The 16579-nt window shown below is 74.1% G+C and carries 15 protein-coding genes; 6 read left to right on the forward strand and 9 right to left on the reverse strand.

Annotated elements, in window-relative coordinates; genetic code table 11:
- The first annotated feature begins 35 nt into the window (after window positions 1–35).
- On the forward strand, window positions 36–1316 hold the full coding sequence (locus NYF13_RS19125; protein WP_315658530.1) for an SGNH/GDSL hydrolase family protein: 1281 nt from the start codon (window positions 36–38) through the stop codon (window positions 1314–1316).
- Window positions 1317–1372: 56 nt separating this feature from the next.
- Here NYF13_RS19125 and NYF13_RS19130 read toward each other — a convergent pair whose 3' ends face one another.
- Window positions 1373–2068: a TetR/AcrR family transcriptional regulator gene (locus NYF13_RS19130; RefSeq protein ID WP_315658531.1), complete on the reverse strand. Its 696-nt coding sequence runs from the start codon at window positions 2066–2068 to the stop codon at window positions 1373–1375.
- 62 nt (window positions 2069–2130) lie between these two features.
- On the opposite strand from NYF13_RS19130, the gene NYF13_RS19135 reads away from it, so the two are divergent.
- Window positions 2131–2886 carry an SDR family oxidoreductase gene (locus NYF13_RS19135; RefSeq protein ID WP_315658532.1) on the forward strand — a complete coding sequence of 252 codons (756 nt, stop codon included), beginning with the start codon at window positions 2131–2133 and terminating at the stop codon, window positions 2884–2886.
- Between the two features lie 304 nt (window positions 2887–3190).
- On the opposite strand, the gene NYF13_RS19140 is transcribed toward NYF13_RS19135, so the two are convergent.
- The 5 genes from NYF13_RS19140 to NYF13_RS19160 form a co-directional block, all read right to left on the reverse strand.
- Window positions 3191–3886, reverse strand: a complete 696-nt coding sequence (locus NYF13_RS19140) for an SDR family oxidoreductase (RefSeq protein ID WP_315658533.1) — start codon at window positions 3884–3886, stop codon at window positions 3191–3193.
- Window positions 3887–4133: 247 nt separating this feature from the next.
- A complete protein-coding gene (locus NYF13_RS19145) occupies window positions 4134–5522 on the reverse strand; it encodes a UDP-glucose/GDP-mannose dehydrogenase family protein (RefSeq protein ID WP_315658534.1) in 1389 nt (462 codons plus the stop codon).
- 9 nt (window positions 5523–5531) lie between these two features.
- On the reverse strand, window positions 5532–6413 hold the full coding sequence (locus NYF13_RS19150) for a galactosyltransferase-related protein (protein ID WP_315658535.1): 882 nt from the start codon (window positions 6411–6413) through the stop codon (window positions 5532–5534).
- A complete protein-coding gene (locus tag NYF13_RS19155; RefSeq protein WP_315658536.1) occupies window positions 6410–7435 on the reverse strand; it encodes a glycosyltransferase in 1026 nt (341 codons plus the stop codon). The genes NYF13_RS19150 and NYF13_RS19155 overlap by 4 nt, the downstream gene beginning before the upstream one ends.
- Window positions 7432–8526: a glycosyltransferase gene (locus tag NYF13_RS19160; protein ID WP_315658537.1), complete on the reverse strand. Its 1095-nt coding sequence runs from the start codon at window positions 8524–8526 to the stop codon at window positions 7432–7434. Before NYF13_RS19160 ends, NYF13_RS19155 begins: the two co-directional genes overlap by 4 nt.
- Before the next feature lie 832 nt (window positions 8527–9358).
- Between NYF13_RS19160 and NYF13_RS19165 the strand changes: the two genes are divergently transcribed.
- The 3 genes from NYF13_RS19165 to NYF13_RS19175 are packed head-to-tail and all read left to right on the forward strand — an operon-like array spanning window position 9359 to window position 12626.
- Window positions 9359–10351 carry a glycosyltransferase family 1 protein gene (locus NYF13_RS19165; protein WP_315658538.1) on the forward strand — a complete coding sequence of 331 codons (993 nt, stop codon included), beginning with the start codon at window positions 9359–9361 and terminating at the stop codon, window positions 10349–10351.
- Window positions 10348–11349, forward strand: coding sequence for a hypothetical protein (locus NYF13_RS19170; protein ID WP_315658539.1), 1002 nt, complete (start codon window positions 10348–10350; stop codon window positions 11347–11349). Before NYF13_RS19165 ends, NYF13_RS19170 begins: the two co-directional genes overlap by 4 nt.
- Entirely contained in the window at window positions 11331–12626 is a 1296-nt protein-coding gene (locus NYF13_RS19175) for a glycosyltransferase (RefSeq protein WP_315658540.1), read from the forward strand. The genes NYF13_RS19170 and NYF13_RS19175 overlap by 19 nt, the downstream gene beginning before the upstream one ends.
- A 6-nt stretch (window positions 12627–12632) precedes the next feature.
- Here the strand turns inward: NYF13_RS19175 and NYF13_RS19180 are convergent, their stop codons facing one another.
- From NYF13_RS19180 to NYF13_RS19190, 3 genes are all read right to left on the reverse strand, one after another.
- Window positions 12633–13391, reverse strand: coding sequence for an FkbM family methyltransferase (locus tag NYF13_RS19180; RefSeq protein ID WP_315658541.1), 759 nt, complete (start codon window positions 13389–13391; stop codon window positions 12633–12635).
- Between the two features lie 84 nt (window positions 13392–13475).
- Window positions 13476–14441: a TIGR03557 family F420-dependent LLM class oxidoreductase gene (locus NYF13_RS19185; protein WP_315658542.1), complete on the reverse strand. Its 966-nt coding sequence runs from the start codon at window positions 14439–14441 to the stop codon at window positions 13476–13478.
- Window positions 14442–14574: 133 nt separating this feature from the next.
- On the reverse strand, window positions 14575–15015 hold the full coding sequence (locus NYF13_RS19190; RefSeq protein ID WP_315658543.1) for an SRPBCC family protein: 441 nt from the start codon (window positions 15013–15015) through the stop codon (window positions 14575–14577).
- A gap of 288 nt (window positions 15016–15303) precedes the next feature.
- Between NYF13_RS19190 and NYF13_RS19195 the strand changes: the two genes are divergently transcribed.
- Entirely contained in the window at window positions 15304–16563 is a 1260-nt protein-coding gene (locus NYF13_RS19195) for an MFS transporter (RefSeq protein WP_315658544.1), read from the forward strand.
- Window positions 16564–16579: the final 16 nt, after the last annotated feature.

A 16579-nucleotide genomic window follows, 5' to 3' on the forward strand; every position in this document is an offset into this window, starting at 1 on the left:
CCGTCCGGAAGTCCTCGACGACCCGAAGGAACACCATGAGCAGAAGAGCGTTCGCGGCCGTGACCGCCGGCGTCACCGCGTTGTCCTTGGCGGTCGCCGGTCCGGCTGACGCCCGGCCCGCGGTGGCGGCGACGGGTGCCTGGGCGGCGGCCCCGGTCGCCGGGCAGACCCTGTTCGGCTGCCCGGGCGGCGACGGCGGGCTGCAGGACCAGACGGTGCGCAACATCGTCTACCCGAGCGTCGGCGGGTCGAAGGTCCGGGTACGGCTGAGCAACCAGTTCGGCACCGCGCCGCTCGTCGTCCCCGCCGCTTCGGTCGGCGTGGTCCTCTCCGGCGCGCGGCTGGTGCCCGGGTCCAGCCACCCCCTCACCTTCGGCGGCAGCAAGGCGGTGACGGTCGTGCCCGGCTCCTCGGTGCTCAGCGATTGGCTGGACCTGCCGGTCCAGGCCCACCAGGAGCTCGCCGTGAGCGTGTACGTGCCGCAGTTGCACGGCCCGGCCACCGAGCACCCGTCGGCGCAGCAGGACAACTTCGTGTCCAAGACCGGCGACTGGTCCGCGGCCGAGGACTCCGGCGGTTATCCGGCCACCATCCCGTGCTGGCTGTTCGCCAGCGGGGTCGACGTGCAGCCGGAGTCCACTGTGGCCGGTTCGGTCGTCGGGTTCGGCGATTCGATCACCGACGGCGCGAACTCGGCGGTGAACGCCAACGACCGGTGGCCGGACGAGCTGGGCCGGCGGCTGCACGAACGCCCGGGCCGGACGCTGTCGGTGGTGAACGAGGGCATCGGCGGCAACCAGGTGCTGCAGGACTCGGGACTGTCCGGGGTGAGCGCGCTGGCGAGGTTCGACCGCGACGTGCTGGGCCAGCCGGGGGTGCGGGCGGTCATCGTGCTCGAAGGCGTCAACGACATCGGCGCCAGCGATCTCGGTACCCGGCCGCACCTCGCACCGGACGAGCTGATCGCCGCCTACCGGCAGCTGATCGCCCGGGCGCACGCCGCCGGGGTGCGGGTCTACGGCGCGACCCTGCTGCCGTTCAAGGGCGCCTTCTACTGGTCGGAGGACGGCGAGCGCACCCGCGCGGCCGTGAACGACTGGATCCGGCACGGCGGCGAGTTCGACGGCACGGCCGACTTCGCCGCGGCCGTGGCGAACCCGGCGGACCCGCAGGTGTACGACCCCCAGTACGACAGCGGCGACCACCTCCACCCCGGCGACGCCGGCTACCGGGCGATGGCCCGGGCGGTCGACCTGTCCATGCTGGTCCGCGGAGCCACCGGTCCCCGTCCCACGAGCGCTTCGGCCGGCCGGTGAGCCCGTCCGGCCGCTGATCGGCCCGCACCCCTGGCTCCCCCGCGGCCCGGGAGGAGTCAGGGGTGCCCGGCCAGCTTCCGCAGCCATTCGCCGAGCAGCTGCGTCTCGGTCACCCCGAGGATGCCGGGGTGCGCCGCCGCGTGTTCGAGGACGCGGCGCAGGTCGGCGCGGGGCGAGTGGCCGGCGCCGGAATCGCCCGCGGTCCCGGTGATCGCGGCGATCACACCCTCCCGGACCGCTTCCGACAGCGGCCGGTCCTCGGCGGCGAGCACGATCTGCCGCAGCGTGACGCCGATGTTGGCGGCGAGGACGTGCGCGGCGGCCTGGTCCGGGGGCACCACCAGGCGTCCCTGGTCGGCCGCGGCCCGGGTGAGCGCCCGGAGGGCTTCGCTCGGCCGCGCCTGCGCGGCCGGTGAGTGGCCGGGCCGGACGCTGCCGTACATGAGCGCGTAGAAGCCGGGGAACCCGATCCCGAACGCGACGTGGGCGTCCCACCCTTCGCGCAGGTCCTGGATCGGGTCGCCGGTGCTCTCTTGCGCGTCCTTTCGGGCCAGGTACAGCTCGAAGCCGCGCTCGACGACCGCGTCGACCAGCCCCTGCTTGCTGCCGAAGAAGTGGTAGAGCGTCGGCATCTTGACCCCGACCTGTTCGCACACCGCGCGCAAGGAGAAGTCCTCGCCCGGGGAGGCCGCGATCAGCTCGGCGGCGGCGTCGACCAGCCTCGTCCGTGTATCGATGTGCGTTTTGGCCATCACACCGCTATAGTAGATCCTGACAAGTGATACATGTACATATATCTTTGTTAGGAGCACCGATGACGGGCCAGTCCCTCGAGGGCAAGAACGTGCTGGTGGCGGCGGGAGCCAAGAACCTGGGCGGCCTGATCAGCCGCCGCGCCGCCGAAGCCGGCGCCAACGTGGCGATCCACTACAACTCCGGCTCCACCCGGCCCCAGGCCGAGGAGACCCTGGCCGCGGTCGAGTCCGCCGGGGGCCGAGGGGTGCTGCTCACCGGCGACCTGACCTCGCCGGAGGCCATGGCCGCCCTGTTCACCGACGCCGCCGCCGCGCTCGGCCGGATCGACATCGCCGTCAACACCATCGGAAAGGTGCTGCGCAAGCCGATCGTCGAGACCACCGAGGACGAGTACGACTCGATGTTCGACATCAACGCCAAAGCGGCCTACTTCTTCATCAAGGAGGCCGGCCGGCAGCTCAACGACGGCGGCAAGATCATCACCATCGTGACCGCGCTGCTGGCCGCCTTCACCGACGGCTACTCCACCTACGCCGGCGGCAAGAGCCCGGTGGAGCACTTCACCCGGGCCGCGGCCAAGGAATTCGCCGAGCGGCGGATCTCGGTGAACGCCGTCGCCCCCGGCCCGATGGACACGCCGTTCTTCTACGGGCAGGAAACCCCCGAGCGGGTCGAGTTCCACAAGTCGCAGGCCATGGGCGGTCAGCTCACCCGGATCGAGGACATCGCCCCGATCGTGACCTTCCTGGCCACCGAAGGCTGGTGGATCACCGGGCAGACGATCTTCGCCAACGGCGGCTACACCACCCGCTGACCGGTCTCCGTCCGGGTCCGGGGAACCGCCGGGCCCGCGGTGGCCCGGACCGGGACGGCGGAGCCCGCCGACCGTGGATCCGCCTTCGCGGACCGGCTCGCGGGACCGGCTCGGACGGACCGGCCGCCCGAACCCGGCCGGTCCCGCCGGTTTACCGCGGCACCCCACGGGACACCCTGGGGGTGCCGGCCGGGTCGCGGCCCCTCCACGACACGGCCGGCACCCTCCATCCCGCGCGGCTCACCGCATCGAGCCCCAGACCCGGGCCGCCGCTCGCTCCGGGTCTCGATGCGGCGTGGGGGGATCAGGCGATCCGGCCCCCGCCGTCGACGTGCAGGGTGGTGCCGGTGAGGAAGGGATTGGTCAGGGCCAGCAGCGCGGCCGAGGCGATGTCCTCGGGCCGGCCCACCCGCCGGGCGGGGTTGCCGGTGGCGACCTCCTCGAAGAATCCGTCCCGGTCGGCGCCCATCCGGTCCCAGGAGCCGGAGTCGACGATGCCCGGCGACAACGCGTTGACCCGGATCGGTGCCAGCTCCACCGCCAGGGCCCGCGCGAGGAAGCTGACCGCCCCGTTGGTGGTGGCCATGACGGCCAGCCCCGGGCTGGGGCGCCAGGCCGCGACGCCGGAGAACAGCAGGATCGCGCCGCCCTCGCGCAACTGCGGTGCGAGATGCTTGGCCAGCAGGATCGGGCCGACGACCTTGGCGTCGAACGCGCGGTGGACGGCGTCGCGATCGAGTTCGCCGACCGGGCCGTTGGCGTGGTCGGCGGCGAGCGAGACCAAGTAGTCCAGCGGGCCGACCTCGGCCGCCAGCTCCCGGATCGACGACTCGTCGGCGAGGTCGACGCGGGCGGCGGTGACTCCCGGGACGTCGACCGGCCGCCGTCCGGCCAGGACGACGCTCGCGCCCTGACCGGACGCGTCCTCGGCCAGCTGTCGCGCGATGCCCGAGCTGCCGCCGACGATCAGCAGCTTCTTCCCGGTGATCGAGACTGTCATGAGTACCTCCTGACGATGTGGTGTCACCGGGTTCAGCGCGGGGAGCTCCCCGGCTAATCCCGTCGCGCCATGAAGGTTTCGGGCCGCTGCCATAGAATCACCGAATGGCAGGGCCGCGACCACGGCCGAGTGTCCGCCCGGGTGATCGCAGCCGCCCGATCCGGTCTCGGCGATCCCGTCACCGGCCTCGTGGCTCAGTGACCTGCTGGACCTGCTGGACCTGCTAACCCTTCAGGCAGCGGGCGAGTCACGGATGCGCACCCACCGGCGCCGGCGACGAAACGGCCTCCGGTGCTTCCTCCTCCGGGAGCGCGGAGCGGACCGGACGGCCCAGGCCGGTCCAGGTGAGACCCGCTCGGACCAGGACGGCGGGGTCGAGCAGGTTGCGGGTGTCGACGACGGCCCGGGTGCGCAGCGTCCCGGCCAGGCGGGCCCAGTCCAGGTGCCGGAACTCGGGCCATTCGGTGAGGACGACCACGGCGTCGGCGCCGTCCGCGGCCTGGTAGGCGTCACCGGCCACGGCGAACGGGAGCCGCGCTGCCTGCTCACCGGCCGGGGGCACCGCGGGGTCGAAGGCGATCACCTCGGCTCCGGCCTGGCGCAGCAGCGCCGCGACCGCCAGGGCCGGCGAGTCCCGCAGGTCGTCGGTGCCGGCCTTGAAGGTCAGGCCCAGCAGCGCCAGGCGCACCTTGCTGAGCGATCCGGCCTGGCGCCCGGTGACCGCGACGCGGATCTTGTCGACCATCCGCTTGTGCTGCCGGATGTTGGTGTCGATGGCCGCCCGGACGAGCCGGAACTCGAAATCGGCGGAGTCGGCCAGTTGCAGCAGCGCCGAGGTGTCCTTGGGCAGGCACGAACCGCCCCAGCCCGGACCGGGTGACAGGAACTCCTGGCCGATGCGGCGGTCGTGCCCCATTCCCTCGGTGACGTCGACGATGTCGGCTCCGACGCGGTCACAGAGTTCGGCGACGGCGTTGACGTAGGACAGCTTCATCGCCAGAAAGCAGTTGGCCGCGTACTTGACGAGCTCGGCCGAGGCGCTGTCGGTCAGCACGGTCGGCGCGCCCAGCCGCGCGTAGAGCCCGGCGACCTGCTCGGCCGCCTCGCGCCGGTCCGAGCCGACCACGATGCGGTCCGGGTGCAGGAAGTCCTGCACGGCCGTGCCTTCGCGCAGGAACTCCGGGTTCGACACCACCGCCACGTCCGGCCGGTCCAGCAGTTGCGTCAGCCGCTCCGCGGTGCCCACCGGCACGGTGGACTTGGTCACCACGACGCACCCGGCGGGCACCAGGAGCCGGATCTCGTCCACCACCGCTTCGAGGATGCCGAGGTCGGCCAGGCCACCGGCCCCCATCGGGGTCGGGACGCAGAGGAAGACCAGCTCCACCGGGCGGGCCGCCGGAGCGAACACCGCCCCGGTGCCGGTGGCCCAGGTGAGCCGGCCCGCGGCGGTGCCGTCGGCGACCAGGTCGGCCAGCCCCGGTTCGAGGATCCCGACCCGGCCCTCACGCAGCCGCTGGATCTTGGCCCGGTCGGTGTCGGCGCAGACCACGGTGTGGCCGAGTGAGGCCAGGCAGGCCCCGGTGGTGAGTCCGACGTATCCGGTGCCGATGACGGCGACGTGTCGAGCGCGCATGGTGTTTCCTCACAAGGCTTGGCGGATGGCGAGCCGGGCGCCGGACCCGGGGAGCAGGCGGAGGGTGTCGCGGGCGCGGTCGAACCGGACGGCGCCCGCCCGGTCCAGTTCGGCCAGCCAGTCGGCCATGGGCCAGAACCCGTGCCGGCGGCGGAACCGGTGGGCGTTGGCCACCAGCTCGCGGACGTGCCGCGGTTCGTGCCGGCTGGGTGGGTGGTGCTGGTGGTAGGCGGTGGCGCCGCCGACCCAGGCGAGCCGCGCACCGCGCTCGGCCGCTCGGAGCGCGAAGTCGGTGTCTTCGGCGCCGTAGCCGACGAATTCTTCGCAGAACCCGCCGAAGCGGGCCCAGTCTTCGCGCGTGAGCGCGAAGGACAACGACCAGAACAGTTCGAAGCGCTGCTCCTCCAGCGTGATCTCGCCCGGTTCGGGTGCCGGTCGGCCCTCGTGCGGACGGGCGAGCCGGGCGAGCCCGCCCGGCTCCGGGTACCCACCGGACGGGGGTGGGGGAAGGTAGGCCACCGGCCCGCACAGCAGCGTGGCCGGCGGGACCCGGCCCGCCGCGGCGACGTACCGGGCCAGGCAACCTGGGCCGGGTATGCAGTCGACGTCGAGGAAGACCAGCAGTTCGGCCCCCTGGTCGATGGCGGCGCGCGCGCCCGCGTTGCGCGCCGCGGCCAGGGGCAGCCCGCCGTGGCCGAGGGGTACGGCCACCGGTGTCACCGGCGGCGCCGGAGGTCGGGGCGGCAACCGGGGCGGCGCGCCCATGCCGACCACGACGTGCACCGGGGCGTCGGCCCCGTCCAGGGCCGCGCGCTGCCGTCGAAGGTGGGAATCACGCCCGGCCGCGATGGTGACGACCGCGGTGCGCGGCGGTCGCGCCGGACCGGTCACCGGGGCCCCGCCAGCTCGCGCAGCGCGGCGGCGGCTCGCCCCGCCCCGTCCCCGGGCGACCAGCTTCGCCAGTCTCCGCCGCGAGAACTGGCTTCGGCCAGCACGCCGGACCACCGGGCGGGGGCGGGCCAGGATCGGCGGACCACGCCCAGCGACGCCCGGTTCAGGGCCGCCGCGGTCGCGGACTGCTCCCCGAACGGCCGGGGCTGGGGGATGACGACCGCGGGCCGGCGGGCGGCGGCGACCTCGGCCAGCGCGTTCTGGCCGGCGTGGGTGACCACCACCTCCGCCCCGGCCAGCAGTGGCCACGGATCGGCCACCCAGCCGTGGTGGTGCAGGTTGGCGGGCCGGCTCCCGGGGTCCTCGCCGGGCCGGAGCGGGCCGGCGATATCCCACTGCCAGGCCGGGGTGGCCGTCGCGGCGGCGTGCAGCTGGGCGGTGGAGACCGCCAGGCCCCCGGCCCCCCACAGCACCAGCACGCGCCGGGCCGCGGCGGCGGGGGCCGGGGTCCGGCCGTCGAAGCGGGAGAACGCGCCGGTGTGCACGGTCTTGGACAGCCACCGCGGCGGCCAGCCCGGCGCGGGCCGGGCCGGCCACGGCGCGAGGATGGCCTCGGCCAGGTCGTAGGCCGTCCGGTGGGCCCGGTCGGTGCGCCGCCCCGGCTGGGCGACGACGACCACGGGCACCCCGTGCAGGCGGGCCAGCAGCGCGATCTCCACCGAGACGTCGGCCACCAGCAGGCGGACCGGGTACCGCCGCAGCTCGGCGCTGACCAGCGCCATCCGATCGCGCAGACCGGCGTGGTGCCGGGGGACCCAGTGCAGGGTGGCTCCGGCGGTGACGTCGTCGCGCTGGGCGTCGGCTCCCCCGGCGTCGTCGGGCAGCGTGGTCCACCGGCCCGGCCAGCCGGACGGCCGGGGCAGGCTGGAGAGCCCCAGCAGCTGTTCACCGAGGTGCGCGGCGATGGCGGCGGCCCGCCGGAGGTGCCCGGAGCCGTGGTGGTGGACGTAGTAGGCGATCACGCTCGCAGCTCCCGGTAGATCTCGACGTAGCCGTCGACCATCCGCTCCACCGAGCACGTGGCTTCCGCCCGCCTTCGCGCCGCGGCGCGGTCCAGGGTGGCGGCGGCGGTGATCGCCACGGCGAGCCCCGCGACGTCGTCGGGGGCGGCCAGGACGCCGGTGTGCTCGTCGAGGACCTCGGGCAGCGCGCCGCGCGCGAACCCGGCGACCGGGGTGCCGCACGCGAGCGCTTCGGCCACCACCAGCCCGTAGGGCTCCTCCCAGCGCGGGGACACCACGGCCACGCTCGCCGACCCGACCAGCCGCACCAGGTCGCGGTGGGTGAGGTGGCCCAGGTACTCGACGTCACCGCCCAGCAGCGGCTCGACCCGGTGCCGGAAGTACTCCGCGTCCGGTCGCGGGCCGGCCAGCCGGAGCCCGCTCCCGGCCACGCGGGCGGCTTCGATGGCGAGCTCCGGTCCCTTCTCCGGGACCAGGCGGCCGAACCAGACCGGTGGCTCGCCCCCGGCCCCGGGCGTCCACCGGTCCAGGTCGACTCCGTTCGACACCACCGAGATCGCGGGGATCAGGGCCGACCACTGCCGCGCGGTGTGGGCGCTGACCGCGGCGAACCGGGTGTGGCCGGTCGAGCGCAGCCGGATCGCCGACTCCAGCCACGGCGTGGGCGGGGTGTGCAGGGTGGTCAGCATCGGGGTGCGCAGGGTGGCCGCCATGGCGATGGGCAGGTAGTGCAGCGAGTTGTTGTGCACCACGTCGCACTGCGCGGCCGCGCCGAGGTCGAGCATCAGCCCGAGGTAGGCGTGGTGCTCGGCGATGAAGTAGTCGGCGGGCATGCTGACGTCCAGCCGGGCCTGGGCCGACAGGGCCGGCAGGACCGGCATCGAGCGGACCTCCAGGGCGGGGTCGGAGCCGGTCCCGCCGAAGACGGTCACCCGGTGGCCCCGCTTGCGCAGACCGGTGGCCAACTGCCAGGTGTGCGCCTCCAGGCCGCCGGCGAAGGGCTCCCGGATGGGGTAGCGCGCGGAGGCGACCAAGCCGATGGCCAGCGCGGTTCCGGCCGGGCGGCCGGGGGCCGGCGGCTCCGGGACCACGGACCGGACCGGGCCGGCTGCGGCCGGTGCCAAGTCACTTCGGCCTCGACCCACCGCGGGTGTTGCGTGTACCACCGCCTGTGCTCCTTCTGCAGCATGTGTTCGTCCACTTCGACGCCGGCCGTCACGCACCGGGACCGGATCGGCGCGTCCGGCCTCGCGTGGCGACGACTCCACGAGTCGGCGGCGCGCTCGCTCCCTTCTCCGCGCTTCGGCGATCACCACGGCCAATACCTACCGCACGGCACCGACAGAAAAGGGCCGGCGGCTCGCCCGGGGACAGTTCACCGGCCGGGTCCGCGGGCCGGACGATCGGTGAGGGCACCGCGCACGTCGAGCGCGCCGGGACCAGAAATCGCGGTCCCGGGCGCACGGTAGCCACGGCCCGATCCCGGTGGGCCACCCGCGCGGGCTGAGTCAGCGGAATTTCCGTTCTTCCGGCACATCGAAAAGGTGGGGACGAGTCTCGGATCCTCGGTGCGTGAATCGGAGGTACCCGTACCGGCGCCGCGGGAAACGAACGGGAAGGAGCGGGCGCGACTCGGATCGGTCCGGCCCCGCGGTCCCCCGGGGTCGAGGCGGCCTCCTCCGGCGCCCCCGGCTTCGCCCTCTCCCGGGCCGAAGGCTCGGCAATCGTTGGGGCGAACGGGATCCATGGGGTCCATCATGGATCCCGGCTCGGCGGTCCACCTAGCCCTGGGCGAAGATCGGGTGAACCGGTGCGGGGCGATGTTTGGCCGGCGCACAAAGTGGATACCCGTAATCGGTGCAGAGGCCGCTGATGGTTGCCGCAGTTCCCGCCGGCCATTCTTATACCCGCAATATCGCGGATGTGCGGGCCGCTCCGGCGTTCCGGATGCTGGCCGATCCACCGGTCCCGGGAGCGCCGTCCGGGCAGTGGTGGCCGCACCCCTCGCTGGAGCCCGCGTGGCTGCGGGCCCACCGCGACCGGTTCGACCTGCTGCACCTGCACTTCGGCTTCGAGCACCGCTCCCCCGCCCAGTTGCGGTCGATGGCCGGGGTGCTGCGGGAGCTGGGGAAGCCCCTCGTGCTCACCGTCCACGACCTCCGCAACCCGCACCAGGCCGATCCCGGCCCGCACCGGGCCGCACTGGACGTCCTCGTGCCCGCGGCCGACGCGGTGCTGACCCTCACCCCGGGCGCGGCCGCGGTGATCACCCGCGAGTGGGACCGGGTCGCGACGGTGGTCGCGCACCCGCAGGTCGTGGACCCGGTTCGCGCGGGCCGCGTCTCCCCCCGCCCGGCCGGAGACGCGTTCGTGGTCGGGGTGCACGCGAAGAGCATGCGGGCGAACTGCGACGCCGTGGCCGTCGCCGCGCAGCTCGCCCGCACCGTGGCGACCCTGCCCGGGGCCCGGCTGGTGGTGCACGCCCACGACGACGCCGGTGGCTCGCGGGCGGCCGAGGCCCTGCGAAGCCAGGGGGTGCCGGTCACCGTGCGCTCGCGGTTCTCCGACGCCGAGTTGTTCGACTACCTCGAAAGTCTCGACGTCTCCGTGCTGCCGCACCGGTTCGGCACCCATTCCGGGTGGCTGGAGGCCTGCCACGACCTCGGCACCACCGTGCTGGCGCCGGACTGCGGGTTCTTCGACGAGCAGGCACCGTGCCTGCTGTACCACCGCACCGAGACCGAAGTGGACCAGGCCGGCCTCGACCGCGCGCTGCGGCACGCTTATCACCACCGGCCGCACTGGCGCGCCGACCCACGGCGCCGGGAAGCCGAGCGCGCGGTCATCGCCGCCGCCCACGCGTCGGTCTACCGCGAGGTGACCCGCACCGGGGTCACGACGGGTTCACCGGCATGAGGGTGCACTCCCACGCTCCCGGGCCGGCCGGCCACGGGGTCGTGCGCCACGCCCGGTCCGTGGCCCGGCTGTGCGCGGCCCGCGGGGTCTCGGCGGGCGGCCCCGAGCCGGACCTGACCCACGCCCACTTCACCGACGCGTTGTTCGGCCCGACCATCGACGAGGCCGCCCGCGCCTACCGCGCCTGGGCGGCGCGGGCCCGGCGCCCGCTGGTGGTGACCGTGCACGACGTGCCCGATCCCGCCGGTCGCGGGCGGCGCGACCTGGCCCGGTGCGCCGGCTACACCGCCGTGCTCGAAGCCAGTGACTCGGTGATCGTCTCCGCCGAGCACGAAGCCGCCAAGGTCGCCCGGCTCACCGCCAAGCCGGTGCACCACATCGACCTGCCCCTGCCGGCCGAACCCGCGGCGCTCGCCCTCCGGGCCCCGGAGGAGGTGGCCTCGTCGCTGGTCGTGCTCGGCTACCTCTACCCCGGAAAGGGCCATCGCGAGGCGATCGACGTGGCGGCGGCCGTGGGCCGGGACCGGCCCGAAGGCCCGCCCGGGGTGTTCGCCGCGGGCACCGCTAGCGCGGGGCACGACGAATTGGCCGAGCAGCTGCGAGTTCGGGCCGAAGCCAAGGGCGTTCCGTTCGTCATCACCGGCCACCTGACCGACGACCGGTTCGCCGCCATCGCGCGCGCGGCCGGGGTGCCGCTCGTGCTCAACCGCGAGGTCAGCGCGAGTGGCTCGCTGCTGTCCTGGTTGTCGTGCCAGCGCCGGCCCATCACCTGGGCCGGTCCGTACAGCCGGGAGATCGAGCGTCGCTACCCGGGCAACCTCGCGCTGGCGGCGACTTCGGCCGAGCTGGCGGAACGGACCGCCCGCGCGCTCGCCGACCCGCGGGAGACCCGGCTGGCCGAGGTCCCGCGCTGGCGCGACATCGGTGCCGAACACGTCGCGCTCTACCGGCGCGTGCTCGCCGCCCACGAGGGTGCCCCGTGCTCACCGACATCCTGATCCAGCACAACCGGTGGGACCGGCTGAGCGGCTATCCCCGGCCGGCCCCGGCGGTGACGGTGGTCGTGACCCACTACGAGCAGCACCACCTGCTCGGCCGCATGGCTTCGGCGCTGCGGCGGCAGAGCCTGCCCCCGCGGCAGGTCGTGCTGGCCGACGACGGATCGGCGCGCACCCCGGCCTTCACCGTGCCCGGGATCGAAACCGTGGTCGTCAGCCAGCCGGACCAGGGCTTCCGGGCCGGCACGGCCCGCAACCTGGCCGTCGAGCGGAGCACGGGCGAGGTGCTGGTCTTCCTCGATGCCGACACCGTGCCGGAACCGGGCTACGTCGAGGAAATCGTGCGCCACGTCGGGAGGAGCCCGGACGTCCTGGCGGTGGGCCGGCGCCGGCACGCCTCGTTCGCCGGGCTGGCCGAGGACGAGAGCCCCGGCCCCGCCGCCGTGCTGCCGGAACCGGCCTGGCTGGCCGACGCCTACGCCGCCTCGGGCAACCTGCTGCACGCCGACGGCCGCAGTTTCCGCTTCCTGATCGGCGCCGTGCTGTGCTGCCGGCGAAGCCTGTTCCACGACCTGGGCGGGTTCGACGAGCGGTTCGTGGATTACGGCGGGGAGGACTGGGATTTCGCCTACCGGGCCTGGAACGCCGGCGCGGTGCTGGTGCACGAGCGGGACGCGGTCGCCTGGCACGAGGGCCCGGACTGGGCCGGCCGGGGCGAGGCCGAGGCGATCATGGAGTACCAGAGTGCCCGCCTGGCCGCGCTGATCCCCGAGCCGGCCACCCGGGGCGCCCCGCTGCCCGGCCTGATCCCCGACGTGCTCGCCGACGTGCACACCGACGGTGCGTTCGACCACACCGTGCGCACGGTGCACGCCCTGCTGCGCCAGACCCACCGCGATCTCGCGATCCGCCTGCCCACGCGGGACGAGCGGCTGCTGGAGACCTACGCGTCCGCCGTGCGCACCGCCCCGTGGACCGAGGACCAGCTCCGCCGGGCCCGCGTCCGGTTCGAGGTCCGCCACCCCCTGCCCGAGACGGCGGTCGAACGCGCGGTGGCGCTGATCTCGGAGTCCGACGCCGGACTGGTGGAGCTGGTCCACGACGGCGAGGTCCAGGCCGTGGCGAAGTCGACGCGCGCGGTGGGCCGGGCCCGGCGGTGGTCGGCCCGGTTCGAGCCCGGCGAAGTCGTCGAGCACGCGTTCGGCCGGCACCGCCTCCCGGTCGAGACCGACGACCGGAACCGGACGCTGGCGGGTTTCTTCGCCCGCTGGGAGTGACGCCGGTCAGCTCCGCCGGGCGGTCACGATGTGGTGGCGCAACTCCGCGGACATCATCGCCGGCACCCGGACGGTGCAGTCGAAACCCTGTTGCGCAAGCAGGTTCTCGATCTCGCCCAAGCGGCCGGCGACGTCGTGCACCTCGATGACCAGCGCGTCGATCCGGGGCCAGTCGCGGTCGTCGACACCGCGCAGCACCTCCAGTTCCGCGCCCTCCACATCGATCTTGACCAGATCGATCCGGTCGCCGGGAGGCAGGATGCCGGAGAGGGTCACCACCTCGGCTTCGACCAGGTCGGTGCGCAGCATTTCGTCGGCGGTCTCCGCGTCCGGCTGGGTTTCCCGCATCGCCGCCACCCAGTCCGCCGGCTTCTCCCTCGGGTGCGCGGTCGAGTTGGCCGGCAGGTACCGGTAGGCGGTCAGGGTGGTGCGCCCCGGGCGGTCGCCGAGCGCGGCCTCGACGACGCGCACCGAACCCGGGGCGAGGGCAGCGGTGTTGACCCGGAGCAGGGCGCAGGTCGACGGAACCGGTTCCACGGCGACCAGCCGGGCGTCCGGGCAGTCCCGGGCTATCCGCAACGCGAACAACCCGAGGTTGGCGCCGGCGTCGACGACCACCGCGTCCGGGCGCAGGGCGGGAAGATCCCGGAGGTAGTCGTCATGGGTGAAGATCTCGTGGTAGAGGTAGTGCGCCTCGCCGGCCGCCCACCGGCCGGGACCGGTCGCCACCTCGAGGTCGTCTGCGACCCGTACGCGCTCCTGCACTGGTGCCCTCCGGGGGAGTCGGGGTGGGGGCCACGGCCGAGGGGGCCGGTCCCGGGGTGGTGCGGGCGTGGGCGCCCGGGGCGGTCAGCCGACGGCGGGGATGACGTGCTCCTGCCAGCCCCGGAAGAAGGCGTCGAAGTCCGGGCCGATCTGCTGGACGTAGATCTCGTCGGCCCCCGCGTCGACGTACTCGCGCACGCGGTCGAGGTGCTCGCGGGGGTCGTCACCGCAGACGACGGTCTCGGCGACCTGGTCCGGGCTGATCGATGCGGTGGCGGCTTCGAAGTCCTGCGGCCGCGGCAGGATCTGGGGCAGCTGGCCGCCGAGGGCTTCGTTGGGCCACAAGCGGTGCGCTTCGGCCCGGCTGCGTTCGCGGTCGCTGCCCCACGCGACCTTCATCCCCGCCTGCACCGGCTTGGACCCGCCGCCGGAGTCGCGGAAGGTCCGGATCAGCTCGGCGTCGGGGGTCACGGTGCAGAACCCGTCGCCGATCCGGCCGGCCAGCTCGGTCGCCTGCGGGCCGAAGCCGGAGAGGTAGATGGGCACGGGGCTTTCGGTGACGGTGTAGATCCGGGCGTCCTGCACCTCGTAGAACTCGCCGTGGTGGCTGATCGCCTCGCCCCGCGCGCCGGCCGAGTGCAGGGTGCGGATCAGCCCGACCGCTTCCTCCAGCATGGCCAGCCGCCGGCCCGCCGACGGCCACGGGTCGCCCAGGATGTGCTCGTTGAGCGCTTCGCCCGAGCCGAGCCCGAGCACGAACCGGCCGTCGAGCTGGACTGCCGCGGTCGCCGCGGCCTGGGCGATCACCGCCGGGTGGATCCGCACCAGCGGACAGGTCACGGCCGTGGTCACCGGCAGCGAGACCGCCTCGGACAGCGCGCCGATGACCGACCAGACGAACGGGCTCTGCCCCTGTTCGTCGTTCCACGGGTGGAAGTGGTCGGAGATCCACAACCGCTCGAACCCGGCCCGCTCGGCCGCGACCGCCTGTGCGATCAGTTCCTTGGGGCCGTACTGCTCACAGGAGAGGAAGTATCCCAGGCTCGTCATGCTCCCGGGTTACCCCGCCGGCGCGCAGCCATGCCGAAGCCCGGCGAGAAATCTCCGGCCGGGTGAGGCGGGGCAACCGGCCGGGCCGTCCGGGTCCGGGCACCGGCTCGGCCGCGCCCGGACCCGGCCGAGGTCAGCGGGCCTCGATGACCGTCTTGAACTCGGCCGCGGCGCGCTCGACCTTCTTCTGCGGGTCCGCCAGCAGCGACGCGACCGCCTCCCCCAGCTTCCCGGCCGGCGGCTCGTACTCGAACGAGATCTCCACCCCGGTGCGGCCGTTGCCCTTGTCGTCGAACCGCACCACACCGGCGTTCTTCACGTCGGCGTCGGCGTCGTCCACGGTGGCCCAGGCGATCTTGTGCGGCGGGGCGTCCTCGACGATCTTCGCCTCCCACTCCACGGTGGAGCCCACCGGTCCCGCCACCTTCCAGCGGGTGCGGGTGGCGTCCCCGTCGACCGGCTCGACCGACTTCACGTCGGAGAACACCTGCGGCAGCCGGGTCAGCGACCGCCACCAGTCATAACACGCCTGGGCCGGGGCTTCGACCTCAACATAGTGCGCAACAGCAGCCACAGCGGACACTCCCTCGGGGTCGCGCCGGCGCCATCGCGGCACCGGCCTTCGATCTTCGGCTACCCTCTCCGACCCCGTCCGCAACCCTCGATCTCGCGGTCCGCGTCCTTCCGCTCGCGAAACCGGGCCCGGCGATCTGCTTCCCCGCCCGGTGAGGACCCGGTTCACCGGCGCGGTACAACCGGTGGTTGTGGCTCTACCGGGGCCGGTTGTTTGACCGTGACCCCGTCCGTCGGTTTGGATCCGCGATCTCGAAAGGCATCTCGGGAACGGACGGAGCCAGTGCGGATGCAGGGCGAACCGGTGCTGCGGCGGCAGTTCACGTGGTTGTGGGCCGCGTACGCGGTGAGCGCGTTCGGGACGTGGCTCGCCTTCGACGCCTTCCCGGTGCTCGCGATCCGGGTGCTGCACGCCGGGCCGGGCCGGGTTTCGCTGCTGGCGGCCGCCGGCCTCGCGGTGGGCGCGGTGCTCGCGCTGCCGCTCGGCCCATGGGTGGAGTTCCGGCGCAAGCAGCCGGTGATGATCGCGATGGACCTGGTCCGGTGCGCGGCACTGCTGACCGTGCCCCTGGCCTACGTGCTGAACCAGCTCGTCTTCGTCCAGTTGCTCCTCGTCTCGGTGCTCGTCAGCGCCGCCGACATCACCTTCACCGCCGCGAGCGGCGCCCGCCTCAAATCGCTGGTGCCCGAGGAGGACCTGCTGGCGGCCAACGGGCGGTTCGAGTCGACCACCTGGACCGCGACCCTGCTCGGGCCGCCGCTCGGCGGGGCGGCGATCGGGCTGCTGGGCCCGGTCGTGACGGTGGTGGCCAACGCGGCCGGCTTCGCGCTCTCGGCGGCGGGGATCCGGGCCATCGGCGGCGGGGAGCCGCACCCGGCCCGCGCCCCCGGGCGCGGGCTCCGCGCCGCCGACCTGGCCGAGGGCTGGCGCTTTCTGCTGACCCACCCGTCCCTGCGCCCGCTGTTCTTCAACGTCCTGCTGGTCAACGGACTGATCATGGCCGCCGCCCCGCTGATGGCGGTGCTCATGCTCGGCGAGCTCGGATTCGCCCCGTGGGAGTACGGACTCGCGTTCGCCGCCCCCGGCATCGGCGGCCTCGTCGGCTCCCGGCTGGCCCGGCGGCTGGCCGGACGGTTCGGCCGGCACCACGTCCTGCTCACCGCCGGCGCGCTGCGCGCGGGCTGGCCGCTCGGACTGGTCTTCGTCCGCCCCGGCGCCTTCGGCCTGGTCCTGGTGATCGCGGTCGAATTCGGGCTGATCACCTGCTGCGCCGTGTTCAACCCGGTGCTGGCCACCCACCGGCTCCGGCAGGTACCCGCCGACCGGATCACCCGCACGCTCTCCGCCTGGTCGATCGCGGGCAAGGCGGTCACCGCGACGCTGACCGCGCTGGGGGGCGGGCTGGCCGGGCTGACCGGCCCGCGCGCCGCCGTCGGCCTCGCCGGACTGGCCCTCCTGGCAACCCCGCTGCTGCTCCTGAGCCTGCGGGACGACCGCTCGCGGGAGCCGGGCCCGGTCTCCGGTCCGGGCGCTCGGCGTGGTCGGTGACGAGGGTGAAAGTGAT

Source organism: Amycolatopsis sp. PS_44_ISF1 (assembly GCF_032335455.1).
GTDB lineage: Bacteria > Actinomycetota > Actinomycetes > Mycobacteriales > Pseudonocardiaceae > Amycolatopsis.

Coding starts and splice junctions, on each gene's coding strand:
- NYF13_RS19195 (WP_315658544.1), top strand. CDS start 15,304: ATGCAGGGCGAACCGGTGCTGCGGCGGCAGTTCACGTGGTTGTGGGCC.
- NYF13_RS19130 (WP_315658531.1), bottom strand. CDS start 2,068: ATGGCCAAAACGCACATCGATACACGGACGAGGCTGGTCGACGCCGCC.
- NYF13_RS19170 (WP_315658539.1), top strand. CDS start 10,348: ATGAGGGTGCACTCCCACGCTCCCGGGCCGGCCGGCCACGGGGTCGTG.
- NYF13_RS19140 (WP_315658533.1), bottom strand. CDS start 3,886: ATGACAGTCTCGATCACCGGGAAGAAGCTGCTGATCGTCGGCGGCAGC.
- NYF13_RS19145 (WP_315658534.1), bottom strand. CDS start 5,522: ATGCGCGCTCGACACGTCGCCGTCATCGGCACCGGATACGTCGGACTC.
- NYF13_RS19135 (WP_315658532.1), top strand. CDS start 2,131: ATGACGGGCCAGTCCCTCGAGGGCAAGAACGTGCTGGTGGCGGCGGGA.
- NYF13_RS19125 (WP_315658530.1), top strand. CDS start 36: ATGAGCAGAAGAGCGTTCGCGGCCGTGACCGCCGGCGTCACCGCGTTG.
- NYF13_RS19185 (WP_315658542.1), bottom strand. CDS start 14,441: ATGACGAGCCTGGGATACTTCCTCTCCTGTGAGCAGTACGGCCCCAAG.